This window comes from Geodermatophilus sp. SYSU D00525, from assembly GCF_054050475.1.
The window spans coordinates 288,084-313,211 of record NZ_JBJGZK010000003.1; the positions used below are offsets into that span (position 1 = coordinate 288,084).

The window sequence follows — 25,128 nt, forward strand, 5'->3', positions numbered from 1 at the left end:
CTCACCCCGCGATCCGGACGGTCGTCGTCGAACCCCAGATGGCCAGCGACAGGAACAGGTCGATGACCATGACCGCCACGATCGAGAAGCGCACCGCCCGGCCCACGGCGAGGCCGACGCCGGCGGGGCCACCGCTGGCCCGGTAGCCGTAGTAGCAGTGGCTCAGGATGATCACGACGGCGAAGACGAGCACCTTGACGAAGGACCACAGCACGTCCTGCGGCGGTAGGAAGAGGTTGAAGTAGTGGTCGTAGGTGCCGGCCGACTGCGCGTACGCCTCGGTGGTGATGGTCCGGGTGGCGAAGTAGCTGCTCAGCAGGCCGATGACGTAGAGCGGGACCACCGCGACGAAGCCGGCGACGATGCGGGTGGTCACCAGGAACGGCAGCGAGGGCACGCCCATGACCTCGAGGGCGTCGATCTCCTCGTTGATCCGCATGGCGCCGATCTGGGCGGTGAAGCCACAGCCGACGGTGGCCGACAGCGCCAGGCCGGCGACCAGCGGGGCGATCTCCCGGGTGTTGAAGTACGCCGAGAGGAACCCGGTGAACGCGGAGGTGCCGAGCTGGTCGAGGGCGGCGTAGCCCTGCAGGCCGACCTCGGTGCCGGTGAAGAAGGACAGGAAGGCGATGACGCCGACGGTGCCGCCGATGACCGCCAGCGCGCCGGTGCCGAAGGTGACCTCGGCGAGCAGCCGGAACGTCTCGCGCTTGTAGCGGCGCAGCGTGCGCGGCGTCCAGCCCAGGGCGCGGCCGTAGAAGGACAGCTGGTCGCCGAGGTCCTCGAGGGTGTCCATCGGGCGGCCGTAGACGCGGCGGACCAGCCGGCGCACGCCGCCGCGGACCCGGTCGACCGGGGAGAGCAGTGCCATCGGGTCACTGCCCCTTCGGCGGGACGAGCTGGAAGTAGATCGCCGTCATCACGAAGTTGACCGCGAACAGCAGCAGGAAGGTGACGACCACCGACTGGTTCACCGCGTCGCCGACGCCCTTGGGTCCGCCCCCGGCGCGCAGGCCCTTGTACGAGGCGACGATCCCGGCGATCAGCCCGAACACGAGGGCCTTGATCTCCCCGGACCAGAAGTCCTCGACCTGCGCGAGCGCGCCGAACGACGCCAGGTAGGCGCCGGGGGTGCCGCCCTGCAGGACGACGTTGAAGAAGTAGCCGCCGGCCACGCCGACGACGCTGACCAGGCCGTTGAGCAGGGTGGCGACGAGCATCGCGGCCAGCACCCGGGGGACGACGAGGCGCTGGATCGGGTTGATCCCGAGCACCTCCATGGCGTCGATCTCGTCGCGGATCTTCCGGGCGCCGAGGTCCGCACAGATGGCCGAGCCGCCGGCGCCGGCGATGAGCAGCGCGGTGACGATCGGGCTGGCCTCGCGCAGCACGGCGAGCACCGACGCCGAGCCGGTGAAGGACTGGGCGCCGAGCTGGCGGGTCAGCGAGCCCAGCTGCAGGGCGATGACCGCGCCGAAGGGGATCGCGACCAGCGCCGTCGGGAGGATGGTCACGCTGGCGACGAACCAGGTCTGCTGGACGAACTCGCGCAGCTGGAAGGGCCGCTTGGGCATCGCCCGGAAGGTGTCGAGCGCGAAGGCGAACAGCGTGCCGCTGGCGCGCAGCGGCCGGGCCGGGGAGAGCTTCCCGTCGAGCAGGCCCGGCGCCTCCGGCTTCCCGGTGGCCGTCACCGGCCGTCCCGCGGGCCGGGCAGGGAACCGCCGGCCGCCGTCGCGCCGACCACCTGCGAGGTGTCCCGGTGCCGGCCGGTCGTGCCCGTCGTCGGGGCGAACACCCCGGCGTCGACCTGGGCGAGCAGGTCCTCGGGCAGCGAGGCGCGGATCGCCGTGGCGGTGACCGGGTCGAACTCGTGCAGCATGCGGGCCACGCGCTCCTGCCGGCGGCGCTGGGCGCGCCGCTCGGGCAGGCCCGGGGAGGGGTCCAGCTGCGGCGGGACGGCGTCGCCGCCGACGGCGCCCTTCGGCCCGACGCCGTTGTGCCGGTCGCCGCCGCGGGCCTGCAGGGCGGCCATCTCGGCCTCCACCTGCGCGACGTCCTTCTCCTCGCTCATGCCGATGGGGCCCTCGCGCCGGCCGTTGAGGAACTGCTGGACGACCGGCTCCTGCGAGGTGAGCAGCTGCTCGCGCGGGCCGAACATGGCCAGGTGCTTGCGGTAGAGCAGGCCGAGGTTGTCCGGCACGGTCCGGGCGGTGCCGATGTCGTGGGTGACGATGAGGAAGGTGGCGTCGATCTGCGCGTTGAGGTCGACGATCAGCTGGTTGAGGTAGGCGACGCGGACCGGGTCCAGGCCCGAGTCCGGCTCGTCGAACAGGATGATCTCGGGGTCGAGCACCAGCGCCCGCGCCAGGCCGGCGCGCTTGCGCATGCCGCCGGAGATCTCGCCGGGCAGCTTCCCCTCGGCGCCCTGCAGGCCGACCATGTCCATCTTCTCGAGGACGATGCGGCGGACCTCGGACTCGCTCTTCCGCGTGTGCTCGCGCAGCGGGAAGGCGATGTTGTCGAACAGGTTCATCGAACCGAACAGCGCGCCGTCCTGGAACAGCACGCCGAACAGCTTGCGGACCTCGTACAGCTTCGCCTCGCCGCACCGGACGATGTCGGTGTCGGTGATGACGATCGAGCCGCGCTCGGGCTTGAGCAGCCCCACCAGCGACTTGAGGAAGACCGACTTGCCGGTGCCCGAGGGGCCCAGCAGCACGGAGATCTCCCCGGGCGGCAGCGTGAGGGTGACGTCGCTCCAGATGTTCTGGCTGCCGAAGGACTTGGTCAGCCCCTCGACCTGGACCGCGACGCCCACCGTCGACCTCCTCGCCTGGACCCGGGCCCGCGCGCGGCGGGAGCCCCGGGACCGCGTCCCGACGCGGGTCCCCTCGTGCCGGGGACACCGCCTCCTCGTACTCACGGGTAACGAGGACCGGAGGCGGAGGTTACGTGGGTCACGCCGTCGACGTGACACGGGTCGCTGTCACACCACCCGAACGGGAGGAGACGCGACAGGGGCCGCCCTCCCGGAGGAGAGCGGCCCCTGTGGCGTGCTGGGTGGTGCTGGTCCCCGGCTCAGGCCGGGGACGGCGTCACTTGATGGTGACGGTGGCGCCGGCGCCCTCGAGAGCGGCCTTGGCCTTCTCGGCGGCGTCCTTGGCGACCTTCTCCAGGACCGGCTTCGGCGCGCCGTCGACCAGGTCCTTGGCCTCCTTGAGGCCGAGCGAGGTCAGGCCGCGCACCTCCTTGATGACCTGGATCTTCTTGTCGCCGGCGGCCTCGAGGATGACGTCGAACTCGTCCTGCTCCTCGGCGGCGGGGGCACCGCCGTCACCGGCACCACCGGCGGCCGGGGCGGCCGCGACGGCGACGGGGGCAGCCGCGGTGACCTCGAAGGTCTCCTCGAACTGCTTCACGAAGTCGGACAGCTCGAGCAGCGTCATCTCCTTGAACGCGTCGAGCAGCTCCTGGCTGGACAGCTTGGCCATGATCTCTCCTTGGGGTCAGTCGGTGCTGGCCGCGGCGTCCGCGGCGTCAGCGGAGTCGGTGGTGGTGTCGGCAGCAGCGGTGTCGGCGGCGGGAGCGGCGGAGCCCTCGGTGGACTCCTTCTTCTCCTGCAGCGCCGCGGCCAGGCGGGCGACCTGCGACAGCGGGGCCTGGAACAGGCCGGCGGCCTTGGTCAGGTTGCCCTTCATCGCGCCGGCCAGCTTGGCCAGCAGCACCTCGCGCGGCTCGACGTCGGCGAGGGCGGTGACCTCGGCGGGGCTGACGGTGCGGCCCTCGACGACGCCGCCCTTGACGACGAGCAGCGGGTTGGCGCGCGCGAAGTCGCGGATGGCCTTCGCGGCCTCGACGACGTCGCCCTCGATGAAGGCGATCGCGGTCGGGCCGTTGAGCAGCGGGGCCAGGTCGGTGTGGCCGACCGAGTCCGCCGCCCGCTTCGTCAGGGTGTTCTTGACGACGGCGTAGCTGCTGCCCGCACCGAGGGAACGCCGCAGCTGGGTCAGCTGCGACACGGTCAGCCCGCGGTACTCGGTGAGCACGGCCGCGCTGGACTTCTGGAACCGCTCGGTGATCTCGTCGATCACCGCGGCCTTCGCCTGCGTGGGCATGGGCCTCCTCTCGTCGGACGGGTGACCACCCGTGCGCCGCACGAGAGCGGGCGATCGGGCCCGGAGACGAGGAACGCCCCGGCGCAGGGCGCACGGGGCGAGGGACGCGGGCACGGGGCGCCGCGGCGATCGAACCGTCCTCCTGCGCGGGCCGCCCGGGGATCCGGAACCTTCGATCGCACGCGGACGTGCGACGACCAGCGGTCGTGGGGGGAACGCCGTCCAGCATACACCGCGCCGCGGGGGCGCCGCTGTCGCGGTCCTCACCGGCCCCGGACGCGACGGGGGCCCGCAGCGCGGTGCGCTGCGGGCCCCCGAGTCCTTCGCGGGTGGCCCCGTCCCGGGTCCCGCCCCGAGCGTGCGAGGGGTGGGGAGGACGGGGTCCTTCGTCAGGCGGTGGGCTCGTCCACCGTCAGGTTGCGGGTGCGGTTCGGGTCGACCGGGATGCCCGGGCCCATCGTGGTGGAGATGGTGACCTTCTTGAGGTACCGGCCCTTGGCCGCGGCCGGCTTGGCGCGCAGCACCTCGTCGAGGGCGGCGGCGTAGTTCTCGACGAGCTTGGTCTCGTCAAAGGAGGTCTTGCCGATCACCAGGTGCAGGTTGGCCTGCTTGTCGACGCGGAAGTTGATCTTCCCGCCCTTGATGTCCGCGACGGCCTTGGTGACGTCGGGGGTCACCGTGCCGGTCTTCGGGTTCGGCATCAGGCCGCGGGGGCCGAGGATGCGGGCGATCCGGCCGACCTTGGCCATCTGGTCGGGCGTGGCGATCGCGGCGTCGAAGTCCAGGAAGCCCTCCTGGATGCGCGCGATCAGGTCGTCCGAGCCGACGACGTCGGCGCCGGCGGCCTCGGCCTCGGCGGCCTTGTCACCGGTCGCGAAGACGATGACGCGGGCGGTCTTGCCGGTGCCGTGGGGCAGGTTGACCGTGCCGCGGACCATCTGGTCGGCCTTGCGCGGGTCGACGCCCAGGCGCATGGCCACCTCGACGGTGGCGTCGTAGGTGGTCGGCGAGGTCCGCTTCGCCAGCCCCGCCGCCTGCAGCGGGCTGTACAGGCTCTCGCGGTCGACCTTGGCGGCCGCCTCGAGGTACTTCTTGCCGTGCTTCGCCATGGTGGTTCCTCTCCCCCGCCGCGGGTGCGGGGATCGCGTGGTGTGCGGGCCTGGCGCAGGCCCTCCCACAGGTGCGGGGCTCGGACGAGCCCCGGGTGGTGCAACGCCGCCGGTCTCCGGCGGCTTCCGTCAGCCGGTGACGGTGATGCCCATCGACCGGGCGGTGCCGGCGATGATCCGCTCGGCCTCGTCCAGCGAGTTGGCGTTGAGGTCGGGCATCTTGGTCTGCGCGATCTCGCGGACCTGGTCGCGGGTGACCGTGGCGACCTTGGTCTTGTGCGGCTCACCCGAGCCCTTCTCGACACCCGCGGCCTTGAGCAGCATGCGGGCGGCCGGCGGGGTCTTGGTGACGAAGGTGAACGAGCGGTCCTCGTACACCGAGATCTCGACCGGGACCACGTTGCCGCGCTGCGACTCCGTGGCGGCGTTGTACGCCTTGCAGAACTCCATGATGTTGACGCCGTGCTGGCCGAGCGCCGGACCCACGGGCGGCGCGGGGGTGGCCGCACCGGCGTTGATCTGGAGCTTGATGACCGCGGTCAACCGCTTCCTGGGGGGCATGACTTCCTTCTCGTGTGACTCAGGCTCGAACGGCCGGGGTGGTGCTCGGGCGCACCTAGATCTTGGCGACCTGGGTGAACGACAGCTCGACCGGCGTCTCCCGGCCGAAGATGGAGACCAGCACCTGCAGCTTCTGCTGCTCGGCGTTGATCTCGTTGATGGTCGCCGGGAGGGTGGCGAACGGGCCGTCCATGACGGTCACCGACTCGCCGATCTCGAAGTCGACGACGGCGGTCGGCGCGGACGCCGCCGCGGGCGAGGCCGCCTCGGTCGCCTTGGCCGCCTGCGGCGGGGCGTCGGGCACCAGCAGGTTGACGACCTCGTCGATCGACAGCGGCGAGGGCCGCGAGGTGGCACCGACGAAGCCGGTGACGCCGGGGGTGTTGCGGACCGCGCCCCAGGACTCGTCGTTGAGGTCCATCCGGACGAGCAGGTAGCCGGGCAGCTTCTTCCGGTTGACCTGGGTGCGCTTGCCGTTCTTGATCTCGGTGACCTCCTCGGTGGGCACCTCGATCTGGAAGATGTAGTCCTCCATGTCCAGCGACTGGATGCGGGACTCGAGGTTGGTCTTCACCTTGTTCTCGTAGCCCGCGTAGGAGTGGATGACGTACCAGTCACCGAACTGGGTGCGCAGGGTCCGCTTGAGCGTCTCGCGCGGGTCCAGGTCCTCGGCCTCCGCCTCGGCCAGGGCCTCGGTCACAACCGGGTCGTGATCGGGGGCCGGCGCGGCCAGCGGGTCGCCGACCAGGCTGTCGCGGCCGCCGCCCTCGACCGCCGGGGTCACGTCGGCGACACCGGTGGCGGTGTCCTGGCCGGTGGTGTCGACCGACCCCTCGGCGGAGCCGGGCTCGTCCGCGCCGGTCTCGAGGTCGACGCTGCCGCGGACGTCCATCCGCTCGTCGTCGAGGTCGATGGCCTCGACGTCGCTGTCGGTGTCGAAGGGCTCGCGGGGGTCGGTCACGTGGTCTCTTCCTTGTCGGGTGCGGTCAGGCGCAGGGGGCGGTCAGCCGAAGACGGCGAGCACGCCCTGCGCGAAGAGGACGTCGAGGCCCGCGACGAGCGCCACCATGAACGCCACGAAGAGGATGACGACGGTCGTGTAGGTGATCAGCTCCCGGCGCCCCGGCCAGATGACCTTGCGGAGCTCGGCGACGACCTCGCGCAGGAACCGGCGCAGGCTGCGCTTCTGCCGGACCTCCTCGGCCCGCGCGCGCTGCGCGGCGGCCCGGGACCGGGTGCCGGAGCCCTCGGCGGCGCGTCCGGCGGGACGGGCGCCGGCGGCCTTCTCGCGGGCCGGGCGCCGCGTGCGCGGGGTGGCCGGCTCGTCGTCCTCGTCGTCGCCGGCGGTGATCCGGCCGCCGCGGCGGCGCGCCGGGGTGCTGACGACCTTGTCCTCGTCGGCCTCGGCCTCGGCGGCGACCTCGTCCTCGGCGGCCTCCAGCTCGGCGGCGTCCTCGACGCCCGGGGCCTCGCGGTCGAGCTGCTCGTCGGTCAGCTCGGCGTCGGAGGCGGTGCGGGGGTCCTCCCCGCGGCCCGGCTTCTCGCTCACTGCGCCTCGCTCGCGTCGTGGTTGGTGGCCGCTGCTGTCGGGCCGTCTGGTGTGGTGCTCGCCGGCCGGCGGCCGCGTCCGGGGAGCCGGTGCGCGGTCGGGCCGGGTCGTGCTGCCCGCCGGCACGGGCCGGCGGCACGGGCAGGGGTGACAGGACTTGAACCTGCAGCCTGCGGTTTTGGAGACCGCTGCTCTGCCAATTGAGCTACACCCCTAGTGCCCGGGACCGGTGGCCCCGGGCTGCCCCGGGACGGTCAGGCCTCGCCGTCGGCGCGCCGGTCCCGGGGAGGATCCGGGGCACGCCGGTGGCGGGGTCGAACGCCCCAGGGTTGCCAGTGTACGGGACCGCGGGACCGCTCCGTGACCGCGCTCCGGAGGACCTCCCGCCTGCGGGCGACGAGTCCGTGTGCCGGGGGCCGTCCACGCACGTCGTGCCGCGGGGGACCGGGAACTGACCGGCCCCGCGGGCGTGGCGCCTGACACGATGGACCCATGACCGCCGTCTCCCCGTCGGAGTCCGCCCTCTCCCCCGCCGAGCGCCGGGTGTCCCGGCGCATCGGGTCCATCGCCGAGTCCGCCACGCTCGCGGTGGACGCGAAGGCCAAGGCGCTCAAGGCGGCGGGCAAGCCGGTCATCGGCTTCGGCGCCGGCGAGCCGGACTTCCCGACGCCGGACTACGTCGTCGAGGCGGCGATCGCCGCGGCCCGGCAGCCGGCCATGCACCGCTACACCCCGGCCGGCGGCCTGCCCGCGCTCAAGGAGGCGATCGTCGCCAAGACGGCGCGCGACTCCGGCCTGGCCGTCACGCCGGCGCAGGTGCTGGTGACCAACGGCGGCAAGCAGGCCGTGTACGAGGCCTTCGCCACCATGCTCGACCCGGGCGACGAGGTGCTGGTGCCCGCGCCGTACTGGACCACCTACCCGGAGGCGATCCGGCTGGCCGGCGGCGTGCCGGTGCCCGTGGTCGCCGACGAGGACAGCGGCTACCTCGTCTCGGTCGAGCAGCTCGAGGCCGCGCGCACCGAACGCACCAAGGTGCTGCTGTTCGTCTCGCCGTCCAACCCGACCGGCGCGGTCTACCCGCCCGACCAGGTCGAGGCCATCGGCCGGTGGGCCCTGGAGGCCGGGCTGTGGGTGCTCACCGACGAGATCTACGAGCACCTGACGTACGGCGGGGTCACCGCGCCGTCGATGCCGGTCGTGGTGCCCGACCTCGCCGACCGCTGCGTCGTCGTCAACGGGGTGGCCAAGACCTACGCGATGACCGGCTGGCGGGTCGGCTGGATCGTCGGCCCGGCGGACGTCGTCAAGGCCGCGACCAACCTGCAGTCGCACGCCACCTCGAACGTCGCCAACGTGTCCCAGGCGGCGGCGGTGGCCGCGCTGACCGGCGACCTGTCGGCGGTGGACGCGATGCGGACGGCGTTCGACCGGCGCCGCAAGACGATCGTGTCGATGCTGCGGGAGATCCCCGGCATCACCTGCCCCGAGCCGCAGGGCGCCTTCTACGTGTACCCGTCGGTCAAGGGCCTGCTGGGCCGGCCGATCAACGGCCGCACCGCGTCGAGCAGCGCGGAGTTCGCCGAGATCGTGCTGGAGGAGGCCGAGGTCGCCGTCGTCCCCGGGGAGGCCTTCGGCACGCCGGGCTACGTGCGGATGTCCTACGCGCTCGGCGACGACGACCTGGCCGAGGGCGTCGGCCGGCTGCAGCGCCTGCTGCGCTGACTCAGTCCGGCAGGTCGTCCTCGTCGAGGGCGCCGGCCGCCACCAGCACCTCGGTGGCGGCCGGGAGGTCGGCCAGCGCCTGCGCCAGGTCGGCGGGCGTGGCGATCGTCCACGCGTTGACCTGCACGTAGCAGCGCAGCGCCGCGTCGAACTCCGCGGCACCGGCGGCCTGGCGGGCGGCGAGCAGGGCGGCGCCGCCCTTGCCGTACACGACGTCGAAGTAGGTGCCGGTGTCGGCGAACCCGTCCATCGCCGCGCCGACGTCGCCGGGGGTGGCGAGCGTGCGGTCGAGCTGCTCCTGCGGCACGTCGCCGTCGCTCTCCGCGTAGGTGGCGAAGGCCTCGTCGAGCCACGGGTCGCGGAACTGCGAGTCGCCGACCATCCCGTAGAACCACATGTGCGCGACCTCGTGCTCGAGCACGACCCGGCTGGCGCCGGCGAGCAGGATCGAGCTCGGGTACTCGATGCCACCGCCCTCGTCGGGCAGCAGCGGCACGGTCAGCGTGTCGTACGGGAAGGGGCCGAACCGGTCGGCGAGGGCCGTCACGTCCTCGCTGGCCCAGTCGGCGAGCTCGCCCGGGCCGGTCCGCGAGTCCGGCAGCACCCCGGTGGTGACCTCGACGCCGTTCGGTGAGGTGAGGGTGGCGGTCCGGAACTCCCCGGCGGCGACGCTGACGTCGCGGGCGACCGGCTCGTGCGAGGTCCAGGTGCGCCGGCCGCCCTCGGGTCCGGAGGGCTCGTCCTGGTCGCCGGTCATGAGGACGACGAGGTCCTCGGGCGCCGAGACGCTGATCGTGGTGTCGGCGACCGGGCTGGTGGCGGTCTCGCCGAGGATGCCGACGAACGGGTCGCGCGCCCAGCCGACGCCGGGCTCCCAGGCCAGCAGGGGGAAGCCGCTGGCCCACCAGGACACGTCCTCGGCCGTGCCGAGCCGCTCGAAGCCGCGCCCGCCGAGGGAGACGGTGAAGTCCAGCTCCACCTCGGTGGACTCGCCGGCGTCGAGCTCGCCGTCGAGCTGGAGCACGTAGAGCCCGCCGGGGCCCTCGGCGCCGGCGTCCTCGTAGCCGGCCTGGTCGACGTCGTCGCCGCGGACGTCGTCGACGGTGATCCGGTTGCCGAGCTCGCTGGCGCCGGGGCTGTTGGGCACCAGCCGGAACACCATCTCGTCGGTGGCGCGATCGGGCGTGAACACGACGTTCTCGGTGCCGGTGACGGTGCGCCCGTCGTCGGAGAGCCGGAACTCCAGGTCGACGACGGGGCGGTCGGGGTCGGGTTCGGCGCGCTCCGCCGGGCAGCTCGGGCCGTCGTCCCCGCCGGTGTCCCCCTCCTGGCCCGGCGACGACGGCGCCGCGGACGCGGAGTCCTCGGCGGCGAGCGTGTCGCTGAAGGAGGTGCCGCAGCCGGCCAGCAGGAGCAGCGCCGCGGCCGCGGTCGGCAGGGCCCGCCGGGGGGTCATGCCAGTGCGACGGTGGCGCGGGCGAGGGACAGCACCTTCTCGCCGCCGCTGGTGACCGTGAGGTCCACGCGCACCCGGCCGCCGTCGAGCACGGCGCCGACCCTGCCGCGGACGGTGACCTCGGCGCCGGTGTCGTCGTCGGGCACGACCACCGGGCGGCCGAAGCGGACCTGGTACTCGACGACGGCGCCCGGGTCGCCGGCCCAGTCCGTCACCGCGCGGGCGGCCAGGCCCATCGTCAGCATCCCGTGGGCGATGACGCCGGGCAGGCCGACGCCGGTGGCGACCCGGTCGCTCCAGTGGATCGGGTTGAGGTCGCCGGAGGCGCCGGCGTAGCGGACGAGGTCCGCGCGGGTGACCCGGTGCGTCTGCTCGGGCAGCTCGGTGCCGACGGCGACGTCGGCGGCCCGCAGCCCGGCGCTCACGCCGTCCCCCGGGCCACGAGCATCGAGGTGGCGGTGCACACGGCCTCGCCGTCCTCGGTGGCGACGTCGACGCGGGTGGTGAGCAGGTCGTTGCCGGCCACGCTGCGCACCGCCTCGATCGTCGTGGTGCTCACCAGCCGGTCACCGGCCCGGATCGGGCGGTGGTGGGTGAAGCGCTGCTCGCCGTGCACCACCCGGCTGTAGTCGAGGGCCACGTCGGGGTCGGCGAGCACGACGTCGGCGGCGCCCAGGGTGACCACGATGGCGAAGGTGGGCGGCGCGACGACGTCGGGGTGCCCGAGCGCGCGGGCGGCGTCGGCGTCGGTGTGCACCGGGTCGACCGCGCCGACGGCGGCGGCGAACTCGGCGATCTTCGCGCGGCCGACCTCGTAGACGGCGGAGGGCGGGTAGCTGCGCCCGACCAGTCCTGCGTCCAGCGCCACTCCCGCCCTCCCTCGCTCCTCGCGGACCGGCGTCAGCGGGTCTCGCGGTGGACCGTGTGCTTCTTGTCCCGCGGGCAGTACTTCTTCAGCTCGAGCCGGTCGGGGTCGTTCCGCCGGTTCTTGCGGGTGATGTAGTTGCGGCTCTTGCACTCCTGGCAGGCCAGGGTGATCTTCGGACGGACGTCGGTGGCTGCCACGGGGCACTCCTCGCCTTGTGCGGACCGGCCCGGAGGCCGGGGACCGTGGCGGCGGGTGCCGACACGGCGACGGACCCCGGGGCACGGGGTCCGTCTGGGGTAGCGGTGACCGGATTTGAACCGGTGACACAGCGATTATGAGCCGCTTGCTCTGCCAGGCTGAGCTACACCGCCGGGAAGACCGCGCGGCCCGGTCTCGCGACAGGACCGGTGGGTCGGAGCCCCTTTACGGAATCGAACCGTAGACCTTCTCCTTACCATGGAGACGCTCTGCCGACTGAGCTAAAGGGGCGTGCTCACTGAGCCGGAGGGAACTCTACCCCACCGTCTCCGGCGGTCTCGCACCCCCTCCGGGGTGTGCCAGACGACTGTAACAGTCAGGCGCGGACGAACAGCCGGCGGTGCTGGGCACCGGGCGCGGCGGACCGGACACCGGTGCGCGCGAGCAGCCACTTCTCCAGCACCTCGTCCGCCAGCGGCCGGCTGACCAGGAAGCCCTGCAGCTTGTCGCAGCCCATCTCGGTGAGCAGCCGGCGGGTCAGCTCGTCCTCGACGCCCTCGGCCACCACGCGCAGGCCGAGGTTGTGCGCCAGCTCGATGATCGAGCGGGCGATGAACGACTCGCCCTGGCTGGTGGACATCCCCAGCACGAAGGACTTGTCGATCTTGACCTCGTCGATCGGCAGCTGCCGCAGCTGCGACAGCGACGAGTAGCCGGTCCCGAAGTCGTCCATCGACAGCCGCAGGCCCAGGGCGTGCAGGTCGGTGAGGACGGTGCCCGAGCGCACCGAGTCGTCGACGACGCTGCCCTCGGTCAGCTCGAGGATGAGCAGTTCCCCGGGGACGCCGTGGCGGCGCAGCGCCCGCTGCACCCGCTCGACCAGGTCCGGCTCGGCCAGGCAGCGCGCGGAGAGGTTCACCGCGACCGACAGCGCGATGTCCTGGTCCAGCCAGCGCCGGCAGCGGGCCAGCGCGAGGTCCAGCACGTGGTCGGTGAGCGGGCCGATGCGGCCGATCTGCTCGGCGAGGTGGATGAAGTCGTCCGGCGGGATCGCGCCGAAGCGCGGGTGCGCCCAGCGGACGAGGGTCTCCACCGAGACGATGTCGGAGGTGCGGGCGTCGATGATCGGCTGGAAGACGACGCTGATCTGCCCGTCGGCCATGGCCTGCTCGAGCTCGGTGCCCAGCTGCAGGCGGCGCAGGCTCTGCTGGTCCAGCACCTGGTGGTAGCTGGCGACGCCGCCGCTCTCGGAGGCGGCCGCCAGCAGCGCGACGTCGGCCCGCTGCATGAGCGTGCCGGAGTCCGTGCCGTGCACCGGCGCGGCCGCGACGCCCACGGTGAGCGTGACCTCCAGGTCCAGCCCCGCCACACGCGCCCGGGTGGAGGTCGCCTCCCGCAGCCGCCGGGCGGCCCGCTCGGTCGCCGGCAGGGACAGCCCCGGCAGCAGGACGGCGAACTGCTCGCCCTCCATCCGCGCGACCAGCGCGTCCGGCGGCGCGTGCTCGCGCAGCAGGCCCGCGGTGACCAGCAGCAGCTCGTCGGCCGCGGCGTGGCCGAGGGTGTCGACGATCTCGGTGTGGTTGTCCAGCGCGGCGAGCACCAGGCCGGCCCGCGCCCCGACCGGGTCGGCGCCGAGCATCTGGTCTATCTCGGCGGCCAGCCGCTGCCGGTTGGGCAGCCCGGTGAGCCGGTCGTGGTCGGCGTCGTAGCGGATCTGGGTGAGCAGCTGCTGCTGGCGGATGGCCGCGTTGACGTGGGTCAGCATCGAGTCCAGCGCGGAGCGGTCGCTGCCGGAGAAGGACACGACGTCGCTGCGCCGGTCGCACACCTCGAGGTAGCCGGGCTCGCCGGCCGCCGTCGCCACCGGGGCGCCGAGCACCTCCTGAGCGCCGCGGCGGGCCAGGGCGGCGGTCTCGGCCGGCGTCGCGCGGCCGGCGGTCACCAGGACCGGCTCCGACGACCCCGGCGTCAGCACCCGCTGGCGCAGGACGTCCTCGGGGTCGGCGGGCCCGTCGTACCAGGTGACACCGCCGTCGCCGGCCACGACCAGCCGCGGCGGCTCGTCGAGGTAGGGCGGCAGCCACAGCCCGACCCGGTCGGCGTTCAGGAGCTCCCGGACGGCCTCGACGATCCGGCGGGTGCCGTCCTCGGCGGGGTCGACCTGCTCGATCCGCCGGGCGAACTCGTAGACCCGCTCGAGTCGCTCGCTCTCGCGCGTGACCTTCGCGAACCGCCGGTACACCAGGGCGAGGACCACCAGCACCGGGAGGAGCAGCAGCCACGCCCAGGCCGTGCGCTCCACGAGCAGGGAGGCGACGAGCCCGATGACGACCGACAGGGGGTAGACCACCAGGACGGGGACGAAGAGCCGGGCCAGCAACCGGCCCGGGTTCCCCTGGGTGATGGCGATGGCCGCGACGACCATCAGCGTGCCGACCGCGGTGGCCGTGGTGACGGCCAGGACGTAGCAGAGCCAGGTGACCGGATCGCTGAGCGAGCCGACCGGCAGGGCGTCCAGGAGCAGGACCGCGACCCCGACCTGGACGACGGTCACCGCGACGTTGGTCAGCTGCTTCGTGACGGCGATCGGGTCACGGACGCTGATCACCCAGATGGCGGCGGCCCACGCGACCGCCGTCCAGAGGCCGCCCGTGTTGATCAGGGCCACGACCAGCACGACCTCACCGACCGAACAGGTGAAGGTGTGCGAGCGGACCTCGACCGCCAGCGTCAGCTGCTCGGCGACGAGGAAGGCCACGAAGAAAGCCGCGACCATCCACAGGTGCGTCGAGGCCGTCGCGGTCCGCAGCAGGTGGACGAGGGCGGGCAGCGCCAGGACGATGCTGCCTGCTGCCACCACGGCCGGGCGCCGGAGGGCCGACCACCGCGCGGGCGCGCCTGGATCGACTTCGGACACGGCCACCCGTTCTCGGCAAGTGAGGGAGAGATGCGGCCGAGAGGCTAACAGCGTCGCGGGCCTCTGAGCTCCTGCTCGCTTGGGGGTCCTACCCCGGAAGGGGCAGCCGGCACGCCGGCCGCCCCTGCCACCGGAGGATCAGCGGTTCCAGCGGGTACCGCGGTTCCAGCGGGTGCCCCGGTTCCAGCGGGTGCCACGGTTCCAGCGGGTGCCGCGGTCGGTGGTGTTCGCGCTCATGACGCCTCCTCAGGCATGGAAAAGACAGCTGTCAGCTGCGGCTGTCACCCAGGCGCGGGGGCAGAGCGTCGTTCGAGTACGGACCGCGCCCGGAACCATCGTTTCCCTCACTCGGGCGAGGCAAGCACGGAGCATCACGAACGGGTGACGGCCCGTAGTGTCACTACGGAGGGTGGTTGTTGATCAGCAGGACGTCACCGGCACGGGTGACGGGTGGTGCCCGTGTGATCGACCCGGTCTGTGGACGGCGGTCCGAGAGGACGTCCCCCACCTACGCTGCGCGCCGTGCGACGAGGGAGGAGGCCGGCCGGCCCCTGGGCGGATCGCGGCTCCGCGATGCCCTTCGTCCTCGTCTGCTGGCTGGTCGCCGCGTTCATGGCGCTGGGCGCCGTCGCCGCCTCCGACGCCTTCCTCGAGCACCAGGACGTGCAGGCGGTGTGCGACGGCGCGGCGCTGGCCGCCGCCAACCGGGCCGACGAGGGGCGGGTCTACGCGACCGGCGTGGGCACGGCGCTGCCCCTGACCGGAGAGACGGCACGGGCCGCCGTCGCCGACCACCTCGCCGACGGGGGGACCGCCCTGGACGCCTGGTCGGCGGAGACCGACGGCACCGAGGTCACGGTCCGCTGCACGCGGTCGGTGGAGATCGCCTTCGGCTGGCTGTTCCTCGGCGGGCGGCCGCTGGAGGTCACCGCCGTGGCCGGCGCGCATTCGCCGACGCTGCCCTGACTCCCCCGCACGGGCTGCAGAACGCGAGAGCGGCCCCCGACCTGCTGGTCGGGGGCCGCTCTGCCGGGGGTGGCGGGTGAAGGATTCGAACCTTCGTAGGCTAAGCCGACGGATTTACAGTCCGCTCCCATTGGCCACTCGGGCAACCCGCCGTGGACCCACGGGGAGAGCGTACAAGACGGGCCGGGACCGGCCCGATCAGGTCCCGTCGCGGGTCTCCGCACGGGGTGAGGAGCAGACATGGCCGACTCGTCCTTCGACGTGGTGAGCAAGGTCGACCACCAGGAGATCGACAACGCGATCAACCAGGCGGGCAAGGAGCTCGCCCAGCGCTTCGACTTCCGCGGGACCAACGCCAGCATCGCCTGGGCCGGGGAGAACGGCGTCCTCCTCCAGGCCGACACCGAGGAGCGGGTCAACGCCGCCCTCGACGTCTTCAAGGACAAGCTCGTCAAGCGCGGCATCTCGCTCAAGGCCCTCGACGCCGACGAGCCGCAGTCCTCGGGCAAGGCCTACAAGCTGTCGGCGCGGATCAAGCAGGGCATCGAGTCCGACGTGGCCAGGAAGATCGCGAAGATCATCCGCGACGAGGGCCCCAAGGGCGTCCAGGCCCAGATCCAGGGCGACCAGCTGCGGGTCAGCGGCAAGAAGCGGGACGACCTGCAGGAGGTGCAGCGGCTGCTGCGCGCGCAGGACCTCGACGTCGCCCTCCAGTTCGACAACTACCGCTGACCAGCGGGTCCGCGGCCGGTGGCCGCCCCGATCGGGGCGGTCACCGGCCGCGGGCGCGCGTCTCCTCCGGTGGGGCAGATACGGTGGGGGTGATGGTCCTCCACGGGAGCCGGCGGACCGGTGGGGAGCCCGGGGACGGCGCAGCGCGCCGCGACGAGTCCGCCACCGCCGGCCACGACGCACACGACGCGGGTCCGCCACCGCCCGCGGACGCACGCCACGACGCGCTCGTCTACGACGCGGCCGACGACGTCGCCGCCGTGGCCGCCCCGTGGCTGCTCGAGGGCCTGGCGGCCGGGGACACCGCGGTCATCGCGACCGGACCGCAGACCGCCGGCCCGCTGTGGGAGGCCATCGGCCGGGACCCGCGGGTGGTGGTCGTCGAGCGGCACCAGCTGTACCGGTCCCGCACCCCCACGGCGATCACGGCCTTCCGCCGGTTCGCCGAGCAGCACGCCGCGTCCGGCGGGCTGGTCCGCTGCGTCGGCGAGGTCGACTTCGGCGCCGGCCCCGCCGACTGGCGGGAGTGGCAGGCCTACGAGTCGGTCATCAACGAGGCGTTCGCCCCCCTCCCGCTGTGGGGGCTGTGCGTGTTCAGCTCCGCCCTCCCCGACCCGCTGCTGGCCTCCGCGCTGCACACCCACCCCGGCGTGCTCACCCCCGACGGCCGGACGGACAACCCCGACTTCGTCGACCCGGCCACCTACCTGAGGGCCCTGCCGGTGCCCGACGAGCCGCTGGAGGCCACGGCCCCGGCGCTGGCCGACGACGACATCGCCGACTACGTCGGCCTGCGGCACGCCGTCCGCGCCCACCTGGACTCCGTCGACGGGCCGGCCGACGTGCTCGAGGACTTCCTCATGGCGGTCGACGAGATGACCTCGAACGCGGTCCGGCACGGCTCCCCGCCCGCCGGGCTGCGGCTGTGGACGGCGCCCGGGCGGCTGGTCGCCACGATCCGCGACTCCGGCGGCGGCCTCGACGACCCGTTCGCCGGCTACGGGCCCGCGCACGGCGAGGACCTGTCCCACGGCGGGATGGGCCTGTGGCTGGCCCGCCAGCTGTGCGACCACGTGGCCATCCGCCGCGACGACGCGGGCACCAGCGTCCGCCTGTCGACGTCCTGGGCCTGAGGCCGGGTCAGCCGCGGCCGGACTCCCCGGCCATCCGCTCCAGCCGGGCGATCCGCTGCGCCATGGGCGGGTGGGTGGAGAACAGTGCCGCCAGCCCCGCGGCGCGGACCGGTGCCGCGATCATGAGGTGGCTCTGCGCGACCAGCCGGTCGTCGGCGGGCAGCGGGCGGGCCGTGGCGCCGGCGGAGATGCGGCGCAGGGCGCTGGCCAGGGCCAGCGGGTCACCGCTGAGGTGGGCGCCGTCGGCGTCGGCCTCGTACTCGCGGCTGCGGGTGACCGCCAGCCGCACCAGCCCGGCGGCCAGCGGGCCGAGCAGCACCAGCAGCAGGGTCCCGAGGACGCCGCCGTCGCGGTCGTCGTCGGAGCGGCCGCCGAACACCGAGGCGAACGTGGCCAGGTGCGCCAGGTAGGTGACGACGCTGGCCAGGGCGCCGGCGACGCAACCGACCAGGACGTCGCGGTTGCGGACGTGCGAGAGCTCGTGGGCGAGCACCGCCCGCAGCTCGCGGCGGTCGAGCAACTCGAGGATGCCCTGGGTGCAGCAGACGGCGGCCCGGCGCGGCGTGCGCCCGGTGGCGAAGGCGTTCGGCTGGTCGGTGGGGCTGACGTACAGGCGCGGCATCGGCTGGCGGGCCTGGGTGGCCAGCTCGCGCACCATCGCGTACAGCCCCGGCGCCTGCGTCTCGGTGACCGGGAAGGCGCGCATCGCGCGCAGGGCCAGCCGGTCGGAGGCGTACCAGGCCCAGCCGTTGACCCCGAGCGCGACGGCGAGCGCCACGAGCAGGCCGCCCCGTCCGCCCACCAGTGCCCCGGCGGCGAGCGCGAGACCGGCCACCAGGCCCAGGAGGAGCGCGGTCCGCACCCCGTTGTCCCATCGCCGCACGCCCCGGTGAACGGAACGGCCGCGACCGCCGTTCCCGGCCCCCGCGCTGCGACCCCCGTCACGGACGGGAGGGGAGCGGAACAGCGGCCCGTCGGGGAGGGTTGGAGCCCAGGATGCCGTACTCGGCGACGGGTCCCGTGAGCCGCCTCACAGGACCGGCGCGTCAACCCGGCCCGTAATCTGAGCCGTCGGAGGTAACCCTGATGACCGTCACCGGATCGCCCGCAACGCCCGGCAGCTCGGCCCCCGGCGGGCTCGTCAAGAGCGTCGTCGAACTCGACCGCGTCGTCATCCGGCTGGCCGGCGACTCCGGCGACGGGATGCAGCTGACCGGCAACCGGTTCACCAGCGAGACGGCGTCCTTCGGCAACGACCTCTCGACGCTGCCCAACTTCCCCGCCGAGATCCGCGCGCCGACGGGGACCCTGCCCGGCGTCAGCTCCTTCCAGCTGCACTTCGCCGACCACGACATCATGACGCCGGGCGACGCCCCGGACGTGCTGGTCGCGATGAACCCCGCGGCGCTCAAGGCCAACCTCGCCGACCTGCCCGGCGGCGGGCTGGTGATCGCCGACAGCGACGAGTTCACCCCGCGCAACCTGGCGAAGGTCGGCTACGCGACCAACCCCCTCGAGGACGGCTCGCTCGACGGCTGGCAGGTCGTCGCCGTGCCGCTGACCTCCATGACGCTCGAGGCGCTCAAGGACTCCGGGCTCGGCAAGAAGGAGGCCGAGCGGAGCAAGAACATGTTCACCCTCGGCCTGCTGAGCTGGATGTACCACCGGCCCACCGAGGGCACCGTGCGCTTCCTGGAGCGGCAGTTCCGCCGCAAGCCGGAGATCGCCGCGGCGAACATCGCCGCCTTCCGCGCCGGCTACAACTACGGCGACACGACCGAGGCCTTCGCCGTCTCCTACGAGGTCAAGCCGGCCCCGATGGCGCCGGGCCGCTACCGCAACATCTCCGGCAACCAGGCGCTGGCGCTCGGGCTGGTCGCGGCCGGGCAGCGGTCGGGCCTGCCGGTCTTCCTCGGCGCCTACCCGATCACCCCGGCGTCGGACATCCTCCACGAGCTGTCCCGGCACAAGGCCTTCGGCGTGCGGACCTTCCAGGCCGAGGACGAGATCGCCGGCATCGGCGCGGCGCTGGGCGCCTCGTTCGGCGGCGCGCTGGGCATCACGACGACGTCGGGCCCCGGTGTCTCGTTGAAGTCCGAGACCATCGGCCTGGCCGTCATGACCGAGCTGCCGCTGGTGATCGTGGACGTGCAGCGCGGCGGGCCCTCGACCGGCCTGCCGACGAAGACCGAGCAGTCGGACCTGCTGCAGGCCATGTTCGGCCGCAACGGCGAGGCGCCGCTGCCGGTGATCGCGCCGCGCTCCCCCGCCGACTGCTTCGACGCCGCGCTCGAGGCGTCGCGGATCGCGCTGAAGTACCGGACGCCGGTCATGCTGCTGTCCGACGGCTACCTGGCCAACGGCGCCGAGCCGTGGGCCATCCCGGCCGCCGACGAGCTGCCCGACCTGCGGGTGGAGTTCGCCACCGAGCCCAACGGCGCCACCGCCGACGGGACGCCGGAGTTCCTGCCCTACCTGCGCGACCCCGAGACCCTGGCCCGGCCGTGGGCGGTCCCGGGCACCGCGGGCATGCAGCACCGCATCGGCGGGCTGGAGAAGGCCGACAAGACCGGCAACATCTCCTACGACCCGGCCAACCACGACCTCATGACCCGGCTGCGGCAGGCCAAGGTCGACGGCATCGCCGCCGACATCCCGCCCACCGACGTCGACGACCCCGACGGCGACGCGCGGGTCGCGGTCATCGGCTGGGGCTCCACCTACGGGCCGATCGGGGCCGCCTGCCGGCGGATCCGCCGCTCGGGCCGCAAGGTCGCCCAGATCCACCTGCGGCACGTCAGCCCGATGCCGGCCGACCTCGGCGAGGTGCTGGGCCGGTACGACCGGGTGGTCTGCCCCGAGATGAACACGGGGCAGCTCGCACTGCTGCTCCGCGCGAAGTACCTCGTCGACGTCCAGAGCCACACCCAGGTGCGCGGGCTGCCCTTCCGGGCCGCCGAGCTGGCCGGGGTGGTCCAGGACGTCATCGACTCCACCACTCCGACCGCCAGCACCGGAGGCCTGCAGTGACCACCTCCCCGCACGTGCACGACCTCGGCATGCCGGGGACGCCGATCGACGACCGCATCCAGCAGGCGATCGCCGACTCGGTCGCCGGCCAGGGCGAGAAGCAGACGGCCCTCAAGGCCAAGGACATGAAGACCGACCAGGAGGTGCGCTGGTGCCCCGGCTGCGGTGACTACGTCATCCTGAACGCCGTCCAGAGCTTCCTGCCCTCGCTCGGGATCGCCCGCGAGGACATGGTCATCGTCTCGGGCATCGGCTGCTCCTCGCGCTTCCCGTACTACATGAACACCTACGGGATGCACTCGATCCACGGCCGCGCCCCGGCCATCGCCACCGGCCTGGCCGCCTCCCGGCCGGACCTGTCGGTGTGGGTCGTGACCGGTGACGGCGACGCGCTGTCGATCGGCGGCAACCACCTGATCCACGCGCTGCGCCGCAACGTGAACATGACGATCCTGCTGTTCAACAACCGGATCTACGGGCTGACCAAGGGCCAGTACTCGCCGACGTCCGAGGTCGGCAAGGTCACCAAGTCCACGCCGATGGGCTCGCTGGACCACCCGTTCAACCCGGTGTCGCTGGCCCTCGGCGCCGACGCCACGTTCGTCGGCCGGGCCATGGACTCCGACCGCAAGGGCCTCACCGAGGTGCTGCGGCAGGCGGCCGAGCACGAGGGCACCGCGCTGGTCGAGATCTACCAGAACTGCAACATCTTCAACGACGGCGCCTTCGACCTGCTCAAGGACCCGGCCACCGGCCCGATGTGGACGATCCCGCTGGTCCACGGCGAGCCGCTGGTGTTCGGCCCGGACGGCGCCTCGTGCGTGGTCCGCGACGACTTCGGGGGCCTGCGGATCGCCGAGACCAACCAGGTCGACGCGAGCGAGGTCGTCGTCCACGACGCGACCCGCCAGGACCCGTCCTACGCGTTCGCGCTGTCGCGGCTGTCCAGCCAGGACCTGCGGTACACGCCGATGGGCGTCTTCCGGTCGGTGCGCAAGCCCACCTACGACCGGATGATGCTCGACCAGCTCGAGGAGGCCCGCACCGGCGGCGCCGGCGACCTCGACGCGCTCCTGGCCGGCAGCGACACCTGGACCGTGTCCGCCTAGGTCCGTGCGCCCGCGACCGCCCCGTCTCCCACCCGGGAGGCGGGCCGGTCGCGTTCGCCGACGATCTCTTCCCCGACGACCTCGGCCAGCGCCGGGAGCGCCCGGGTGAGCTCGGCGCGGGACGGGGCGGCGAAGCCCAGGACCAGGCCGGCCGCCGGGTCGTGCGGCCCCGGACCGGTGAGGTGCCGGGCCAGGCCGTCGACGGCGAGCCCGCGGGCGGCAGCGGCCGCGACCACCGCCTCCTCGGCCGCGCGGTCCGGCAGCGGGACGAACACGTGCGCGCCCGCCGGGTCCCCGGCGACGGTCACGCCCACAGCGGCCAGCTCCCGCACCACGAGGGCCCGCCGCTCGGACAGCTCCCGGCGCAGTCGCCGCAGGTGCCGGGCCAGGTCGCCCGAGGACGCCAGGGCGGCGACGACCCGCTGCCCGGCGCGGGCGGGGCGGGTGCCGGTGACCGTCCGGGCGGCCACGAGCTCCGCGCGCAGGCCCGGGGGCGCCACCAGCCAGCCGGTGCCCAGCGTCGGGCTGACGATCTTGCTGCTCGTGCCGAGGTGCACCACGACGTCGGGGGCCAGCGCGGCCAGCAGCGGGAGCGGGGCGACGTCGTAGCGCAGCTCGCCGTCGTAGTCGTCCTCGAGCACCCACCAGCCCTCGGCCCGCGCGCGGGCGACCAGCGCGACGCGGCGGGCCGCCGACATCCGCCGGCCCAGCGGCCACTGGTGCGCCGGGGTGCAGTAGACCGCGGCCAGCCCGCCGGGCACGGCGTCGACGACCAGGCCGTCGTCGTCGACCGGGCAGGGCACCACCTCGACGCCGGCCGCCCGCAGGGCCCCGGCCGCCCGCTGGTACCCGGGGTCCTCGACGCCGACCCGGCTGCCCGGCGGCAGCAGGCGGGCGACCTCCGCGACGGCGGCGGAGGTGCCCGCGGTGGCGAGGACGTCAGCGGGGTCCACCGGCAGGCCGCGGTGCCGCAGCAGGTGGGCGGTGACCGCGGTCTGGAACGCGGGGTCGGCCGAGGGCTCGGGCGCGGCGTCGGGAGGCTCGTCCCCGGCGGCGCGCCAGGCGCGGCGCCAGGCGGCGCGGTCGAGCACCTCCAGGCACGGGGACCCGGCCCGGAGGTCGACCGCCGCGGGCACCGTGCGGGACCGGCCGGGCCGGGGCGGGGGCGCCGGCCGCCCGGAGGGTGCGGCGCCGACGACGAAGGTCCCCGCGCCCCGCCGGCCCGCGGCCCAGCCCTCGGCGACGAGCTGGTCGTAGGCGGCGGCGGTCACGGTGCGGCTGACCCGCAGGGCCGCGGCGAGCTCGCGGGTGGACGGCAGCCGGTCGCCGGGGCACAGCACCCCGCCGGTGGCCGCGGCCCGCAGGGCGTCGGCGAGCTGGGCCGCGAGCGGGCGGGCGGCGGTGCGGTCGAGGACCACGGGCGGGACCGGCACGCTCACCCCTCTCGGATTGGCCTGGCGGAACGGCAGCGTACTGGCCCTTGGAGGAGGCCAGTCGGTGTCGCAGGGTGGTCGGCGTGAGCACCGCGCCGCCGCTGTCCCCCACCGCCCGCAGCACCGTCCGCCGGGGCGCGAAGCGTGCCCGCACCGACCGCGCCGAGCTGCACGCCGTCCTCGACGCCGGGCTGGTCGGCCACCTCGGCATCGTGCTCGGCGACGCCCCGGTCGTGCTGCCCACCGGCTACGGGCGCCGCGGCGACACCCTCTACCTGCACGGCTCCACCGGCGCGGCCACGCTGCGCGCCGCGTCCGCCGGGGCGCCGGTGTGCTTCACCGTCACCCACCTCGACGGCGTCGTCTACGCCCGCTCGGCGTTCCACCACTCGGTGAACTACCGCTGCGCCGTCGTCCACGGGACCGCGCGGCCGGTGACCGGCCCGGGGGAGCGGCTGCTCGGGCTGGAGGTCCTCACCGAGCACCTGGCGCCGGGGTCCTGGGCGGCGACCCGGCGGCCCACGCGCCGGGAGCTCGCCGCGACGGCGCTGCTCGCCCTCGACCTGACCGAGGCCAGCGTCAAGGTGCGCACCGGGCCGCCGGTCGACGACGAGGAGGACCTGTCCGCGCCGGTGTGGGCCGGCGTGCTGCCGCTGCGCACCGTCGTCGGGGAGCCGGAGCCCTGCCCGCTGCTGCCCGAGGGGACGCCGGTGCCCGACCGGGTCCTCAGCCGGCGGGTGTGACGCGATGACACCGTCGGCCTGCCGGCCGACACCGCGGCCAGGTGCCGCCCCGGCCCGCGTTGAGCCGGACCCGCCGCGCCTGCGCGGAGCCCTCCGGGGCCCACTCGGCGCGGCGACCGCTACGCGGGTGTGACGCGGAGCAGGACGTCCTCGCCGCCGCCGTTGTCGGTGGTGACGTACAGCGCGCCGTCGACGCCGAGCCGCGGCGTGCGGATCCGGCCGTAGCCGTCCTCGAGCTCCTGCACCCGGAACTGCTCGACCAGCCGCCCGGTGTCGTCGAGTCGCAGCGCCAGCAGCCCGGTGTCCTTCAGCACCCCGACCAGCAGGACGCCGTCGTAGCCACCCCACGCGGTCCCGCTGACGAAGTCGGCGCCGCAGGTGGCGATCGTCGGGTCCCCGGAGGACCAGACCGCCGGGATCGCGCCGGGCAGCCCGGGGTCGGTCATCGGCACGCTCTCGTCGTAGCGGCCGCGGGCGCCGTCGGGGTCCCAGCCGTAGTTGCCGCCGGGTACCGACAGGTTGACCTCGTCGTCGCGGTCGGGCCCCTGCTCGACCGTGTAGACCTCCCCGCTCCCGGGGCGGACCGCGATGCCCTGCACGTTGCGGTGCCCGGAGGACAGCAGCAGCCGGGTGACGGGGTCGGGGTCGGCGGCGAACGGGTTGCCCGGCGCCGGGCCACCGGTGGCGGCGTCCACCCGCAGCACCTTGCCGGCGAGGGTGGTGCGGTCCTGCGCGTTGCTGCCGACGGCGTTGTCGCCGGTGCCCACGAGCAGCGCGCCGTCGGGCGCGAAGCGGAGGCGGCAGCCGCCGTGCCGTCCGCTGCGCTCGTTGACCGGGATGCCGCCGAGAAGCGGGGCGGCGACGCGGGTGGCTCGGGTCCAGCCGGCGTCGACGGTCCACGCGATCACCTGGATCTCCGCGCCGCCGTCCTCCTGCACGCCCTGGCAGGTGTACAGCCGGCGGTTGTCGGCGAAGGCCGGGTCCAGGGTCAGGCCCATGAGGCCGGTCTCGCCGTCGGCGAAGAGGTCGGAGAAGTCGGCGTCGAGCTCCCGGGCGGTGCCGTCGGGCAGCACTGCGGTGAGGCCGCCGCCGCGCTCGTCGAGCAGCAGGGTGCCGTCGGGCGCCTGGGCGACGTCCCAGGGGTGGTCGAGCCCGCCGAGGACGGTCTCCACCCGGAGCGGGGGGAGGCCGGCGGGCGCGGTCACCCCGCCGTCGGGGGCCTCGGTGGCCGCCTCGTCCTCCTGCGCACCGGGCAGGTCGCCGGTCCCGCCGGCACCGTCGCTCGTGCAGCCGGTCACCAGCAGGACGGCGGCCACGAGGAGGGCGGGCGAGGACCTCACGCCGCCGAGCATCCCCCCGCGGGGGGGGGGGGGGGGGGGGGGGGGGGGGGGGGGGGGGGGGGGGGGGGGGGGGGGGGGGGGGGGGGGGGGGGGGGGGGGGGGGGGGGGGGGGGGGGGGGGGGGGGGGGGGGGGGGGGGGGGGGG

At 74.2% G+C, this 25,128-nt stretch carries 24 protein-coding genes and 4 tRNA genes; 7 read left to right on the forward strand and 21 right to left on the reverse strand.

Annotated elements, in window-relative coordinates; translation table 11 throughout:
- Window position 1: 1 nt before the first annotated feature.
- The 10 genes from ACI796_RS04765 to ACI796_RS04810 form a co-directional block, all read right to left on the reverse strand.
- The gene (locus tag ACI796_RS04765; RefSeq protein ID WP_456940098.1) at window positions 2–871 is read right to left on the reverse strand and encodes an MlaE family ABC transporter permease; all 870 of its coding nucleotides are present in this window, start codon (window positions 869–871) and stop codon (window positions 2–4) included.
- A 4-nt stretch (window positions 872–875) separates the two neighbouring features.
- A complete protein-coding gene (locus ACI796_RS04770; protein WP_456940099.1) occupies window positions 876–1,691 on the reverse strand; it encodes an MlaE family ABC transporter permease in 816 nt (271 codons plus the stop codon).
- Window positions 1,688–2,818: an ABC transporter ATP-binding protein gene (locus ACI796_RS04775; protein ID WP_456940100.1), complete on the reverse strand. Its 1,131-nt coding sequence runs from the start codon at window positions 2,816–2,818 to the stop codon at window positions 1,688–1,690. Before ACI796_RS04775 ends, ACI796_RS04770 begins: the two co-directional genes overlap by 4 nt.
- Window positions 2,819–3,095: 277 nt before the next feature.
- Window positions 3,096–3,491 carry a 50S ribosomal protein L7/L12 gene (rplL, locus tag ACI796_RS04780; protein ID WP_456940101.1) on the reverse strand — a complete coding sequence of 132 codons (396 nt, stop codon included), beginning with the start codon at window positions 3,489–3,491 and terminating at the stop codon, window positions 3,096–3,098.
- Window positions 3,492–3,506: 15 nt separating this feature from the next.
- Window positions 3,507–4,115: a 50S ribosomal protein L10 gene (rplJ, locus tag ACI796_RS04785; RefSeq protein ID WP_456940102.1), complete on the reverse strand. Its 609-nt coding sequence runs from the start codon at window positions 4,113–4,115 to the stop codon at window positions 3,507–3,509.
- Window positions 4,116–4,504: 389 nt separating this feature from the next.
- Window positions 4,505–5,224 (reverse strand): 50S ribosomal protein L1, encoded by a 720-nt coding sequence (rplA, locus tag ACI796_RS04790; RefSeq protein ID WP_456940103.1) that lies wholly within the window; start codon window positions 5,222–5,224, stop codon window positions 4,505–4,507.
- A gap of 129 nt (window positions 5,225–5,353) precedes the next feature.
- Window positions 5,354–5,785: a 50S ribosomal protein L11 gene (gene rplK / locus ACI796_RS04795; RefSeq protein WP_387987792.1), complete on the reverse strand. Its 432-nt coding sequence runs from the start codon at window positions 5,783–5,785 to the stop codon at window positions 5,354–5,356.
- A gap of 55 nt (window positions 5,786–5,840) precedes the next feature.
- Window positions 5,841–6,746 (reverse strand): transcription termination/antitermination protein NusG, encoded by a 906-nt coding sequence (gene nusG / locus ACI796_RS04800; protein WP_456940104.1) that lies wholly within the window; start codon window positions 6,744–6,746, stop codon window positions 5,841–5,843.
- A 42-nt stretch (window positions 6,747–6,788) separates the two neighbouring features.
- On the reverse strand, window positions 6,789–7,334 hold the full coding sequence (gene secE / locus ACI796_RS04805) for a preprotein translocase subunit SecE (RefSeq protein WP_456940105.1): 546 nt from the start codon (window positions 7,332–7,334) through the stop codon (window positions 6,789–6,791).
- Window positions 7,335–7,476: 142 nt separating this feature from the next.
- A tRNA-Trp gene (locus ACI796_RS04810) sits at window positions 7,477–7,549 on the reverse strand.
- A gap of 277 nt (window positions 7,550–7,826) precedes the next feature.
- Between ACI796_RS04810 and ACI796_RS04815 the strand changes: the two genes are divergently transcribed.
- Entirely contained in the window at window positions 7,827–9,059 is a 1,233-nt protein-coding gene (locus ACI796_RS04815; RefSeq protein WP_456940106.1) for a pyridoxal phosphate-dependent aminotransferase, read from the forward strand.
- A 1-nt stretch (window position 9,060) separates the two neighbouring features.
- Here ACI796_RS04815 and ACI796_RS04820 read toward each other — a convergent pair whose 3' ends face one another.
- The 7 genes from ACI796_RS04820 to ACI796_RS04850 form a co-directional block, all read right to left on the reverse strand.
- Window positions 9,061–10,515: a peptidase M1 gene (locus ACI796_RS04820; protein WP_456940107.1), complete on the reverse strand. Its 1,455-nt coding sequence runs from the start codon at window positions 10,513–10,515 to the stop codon at window positions 9,061–9,063.
- Window positions 10,512–10,940 carry a MaoC family dehydratase gene (locus tag ACI796_RS04825; RefSeq protein WP_456940108.1) on the reverse strand — a complete coding sequence of 143 codons (429 nt, stop codon included), beginning with the start codon at window positions 10,938–10,940 and terminating at the stop codon, window positions 10,512–10,514. The genes ACI796_RS04820 and ACI796_RS04825 overlap by 4 nt, the downstream gene beginning before the upstream one ends.
- Window positions 10,937–11,383, reverse strand: coding sequence for an FAS1-like dehydratase domain-containing protein (locus ACI796_RS04830; RefSeq protein WP_456940109.1), 447 nt, complete (start codon window positions 11,381–11,383; stop codon window positions 10,937–10,939). Before ACI796_RS04830 ends, ACI796_RS04825 begins: the two co-directional genes overlap by 4 nt.
- 32 nt (window positions 11,384–11,415) lie before the next feature.
- Entirely contained in the window at window positions 11,416–11,580 is a 165-nt protein-coding gene (rpmG, locus tag ACI796_RS04835) for a 50S ribosomal protein L33 (RefSeq protein WP_387987806.1), read from the reverse strand.
- Window positions 11,581–11,680: 100 nt separating this feature from the next.
- Window positions 11,681–11,754 (reverse strand) — tRNA-Met (locus tag ACI796_RS04840).
- Window positions 11,755–11,799: 45 nt separating this feature from the next.
- Window positions 11,800–11,872 (reverse strand) — tRNA-Thr (locus ACI796_RS04845).
- 85 nt (window positions 11,873–11,957) lie between these two features.
- On the reverse strand, window positions 11,958–14,438 hold the full coding sequence (locus ACI796_RS04850) for a putative bifunctional diguanylate cyclase/phosphodiesterase (RefSeq protein WP_456940110.1): 2,481 nt from the start codon (window positions 14,436–14,438) through the stop codon (window positions 11,958–11,960).
- A 633-nt stretch (window positions 14,439–15,071) separates the two neighbouring features.
- Between ACI796_RS04850 and ACI796_RS04855 the strand changes: the two genes are divergently transcribed.
- Window positions 15,072–15,464 (forward strand): pilus assembly protein TadG-related protein, encoded by a 393-nt coding sequence (locus ACI796_RS04855; RefSeq protein ID WP_456940111.1) that lies wholly within the window; start codon window positions 15,072–15,074, stop codon window positions 15,462–15,464.
- Between the two features lie 70 nt (window positions 15,465–15,534).
- Here ACI796_RS04855 and ACI796_RS04860 read toward each other — a convergent pair.
- Window positions 15,535–15,616: transfer RNA gene (locus ACI796_RS04860), tRNA-Tyr, on the reverse strand.
- A gap of 88 nt (window positions 15,617–15,704) precedes the next feature.
- On the opposite strand from ACI796_RS04860, the gene ACI796_RS04865 reads away from it, so the two are divergent.
- Both ACI796_RS04865 and ACI796_RS04870 read left to right on the forward strand, forming a co-directional pair.
- Window positions 15,705–16,196: a YajQ family cyclic di-GMP-binding protein gene (locus tag ACI796_RS04865; RefSeq protein WP_456940112.1), complete on the forward strand. Its 492-nt coding sequence runs from the start codon at window positions 15,705–15,707 to the stop codon at window positions 16,194–16,196.
- Window positions 16,197–16,288: 92 nt separating this feature from the next.
- A complete protein-coding gene (locus ACI796_RS04870) occupies window positions 16,289–17,329 on the forward strand; it encodes an anti-sigma factor RsbA family regulatory protein (protein WP_456940113.1) in 1,041 nt (346 codons plus the stop codon).
- A 7-nt stretch (window positions 17,330–17,336) separates the two neighbouring features.
- On the opposite strand, the gene htpX is transcribed toward ACI796_RS04870, so the two are convergent.
- Entirely contained in the window at window positions 17,337–18,212 is an 876-nt protein-coding gene (htpX, locus tag ACI796_RS04875; protein ID WP_456940114.1) for a zinc metalloprotease HtpX, read from the reverse strand.
- A 203-nt stretch (window positions 18,213–18,415) separates the two neighbouring features.
- Between htpX and ACI796_RS04880 the strand changes: the two genes are divergently transcribed.
- On the forward strand, window positions 18,416–20,359 hold the full coding sequence (locus ACI796_RS04880) for a 2-oxoacid:acceptor oxidoreductase subunit alpha (RefSeq protein WP_456940115.1): 1,944 nt from the start codon (window positions 18,416–18,418) through the stop codon (window positions 20,357–20,359).
- Entirely contained in the window at window positions 20,356–21,468 is a 1,113-nt protein-coding gene (locus ACI796_RS04885) for a 2-oxoacid:ferredoxin oxidoreductase subunit beta (protein ID WP_456940116.1), read from the forward strand. The genes ACI796_RS04880 and ACI796_RS04885 overlap by 4 nt, the downstream gene beginning before the upstream one ends.
- On the opposite strand, the gene pdxR is transcribed toward ACI796_RS04885, so the two are convergent.
- The gene (gene pdxR, locus ACI796_RS04890; protein WP_456940117.1) at window positions 21,465–22,901 is read right to left on the reverse strand and encodes a MocR-like pyridoxine biosynthesis transcription factor PdxR; all 1,437 of its coding nucleotides are present in this window, start codon (window positions 22,899–22,901) and stop codon (window positions 21,465–21,467) included. The genes ACI796_RS04885 and pdxR overlap by 4 nt on opposite strands.
- Before the next feature lie 83 nt (window positions 22,902–22,984).
- On the opposite strand from pdxR, the gene ACI796_RS04895 reads away from it, so the two are divergent.
- Window positions 22,985–23,644: a pyridoxamine 5'-phosphate oxidase family protein gene (locus ACI796_RS04895; RefSeq protein ID WP_456940118.1), complete on the forward strand. Its 660-nt coding sequence runs from the start codon at window positions 22,985–22,987 to the stop codon at window positions 23,642–23,644.
- A 119-nt stretch (window positions 23,645–23,763) separates the two neighbouring features.
- On the opposite strand, the gene ACI796_RS04900 is transcribed toward ACI796_RS04895, so the two are convergent.
- On the reverse strand, window positions 23,764–24,984 hold the full coding sequence (locus ACI796_RS04900) for a PQQ-dependent sugar dehydrogenase (RefSeq protein WP_456940119.1): 1,221 nt from the start codon (window positions 24,982–24,984) through the stop codon (window positions 23,764–23,766).
- Window positions 24,985–25,128 lie beyond the last annotated feature (144 nt).

What these genes read in the sequence shown, in the direction of transcription:
- ACI796_RS04880 (WP_456940115.1), top strand. Translation starts at nt 18,416, where the DNA reads ATGACCGTCACCGGATCGCCCGCAACGCCCGGCAGCTCGGCCCCCGGC.
- ACI796_RS04865 (WP_456940112.1), top strand. Translation starts at nt 15,705, where the DNA reads ATGGCCGACTCGTCCTTCGACGTGGTGAGCAAGGTCGACCACCAGGAG.
- ACI796_RS04870 (WP_456940113.1), top strand. Translation starts at nt 16,289, where the DNA reads ATGGTCCTCCACGGGAGCCGGCGGACCGGTGGGGAGCCCGGGGACGGC.
- ACI796_RS04855 (WP_456940111.1), top strand. Translation starts at nt 15,072, where the DNA reads ATGCCCTTCGTCCTCGTCTGCTGGCTGGTCGCCGCGTTCATGGCGCTG.
- rplK (WP_387987792.1), bottom strand. Translation starts at nt 5,785, where the DNA reads ATGCCCCCCAGGAAGCGGTTGACCGCGGTCATCAAGCTCCAGATCAAC.
- ACI796_RS04820 (WP_456940107.1), bottom strand. Translation starts at nt 10,515, where the DNA reads ATGACCCCCCGGCGGGCCCTGCCGACCGCGGCCGCGGCGCTGCTCCTG.
- ACI796_RS04815 (WP_456940106.1), top strand. Translation starts at nt 7,827, where the DNA reads ATGACCGCCGTCTCCCCGTCGGAGTCCGCCCTCTCCCCCGCCGAGCGC.
- rplL (WP_456940101.1), bottom strand. Translation starts at nt 3,491, where the DNA reads ATGGCCAAGCTGTCCAGCCAGGAGCTGCTCGACGCGTTCAAGGAGATG.
- ACI796_RS04765 (WP_456940098.1), bottom strand. Translation starts at nt 871, where the DNA reads ATGGCACTGCTCTCCCCGGTCGACCGGGTCCGCGGCGGCGTGCGCCGG.
- rplA (WP_456940103.1), bottom strand. Translation starts at nt 5,224, where the DNA reads ATGGCGAAGCACGGCAAGAAGTACCTCGAGGCGGCCGCCAAGGTCGAC.
- rplJ (WP_456940102.1), bottom strand. Translation starts at nt 4,115, where the DNA reads ATGCCCACGCAGGCGAAGGCCGCGGTGATCGACGAGATCACCGAGCGG.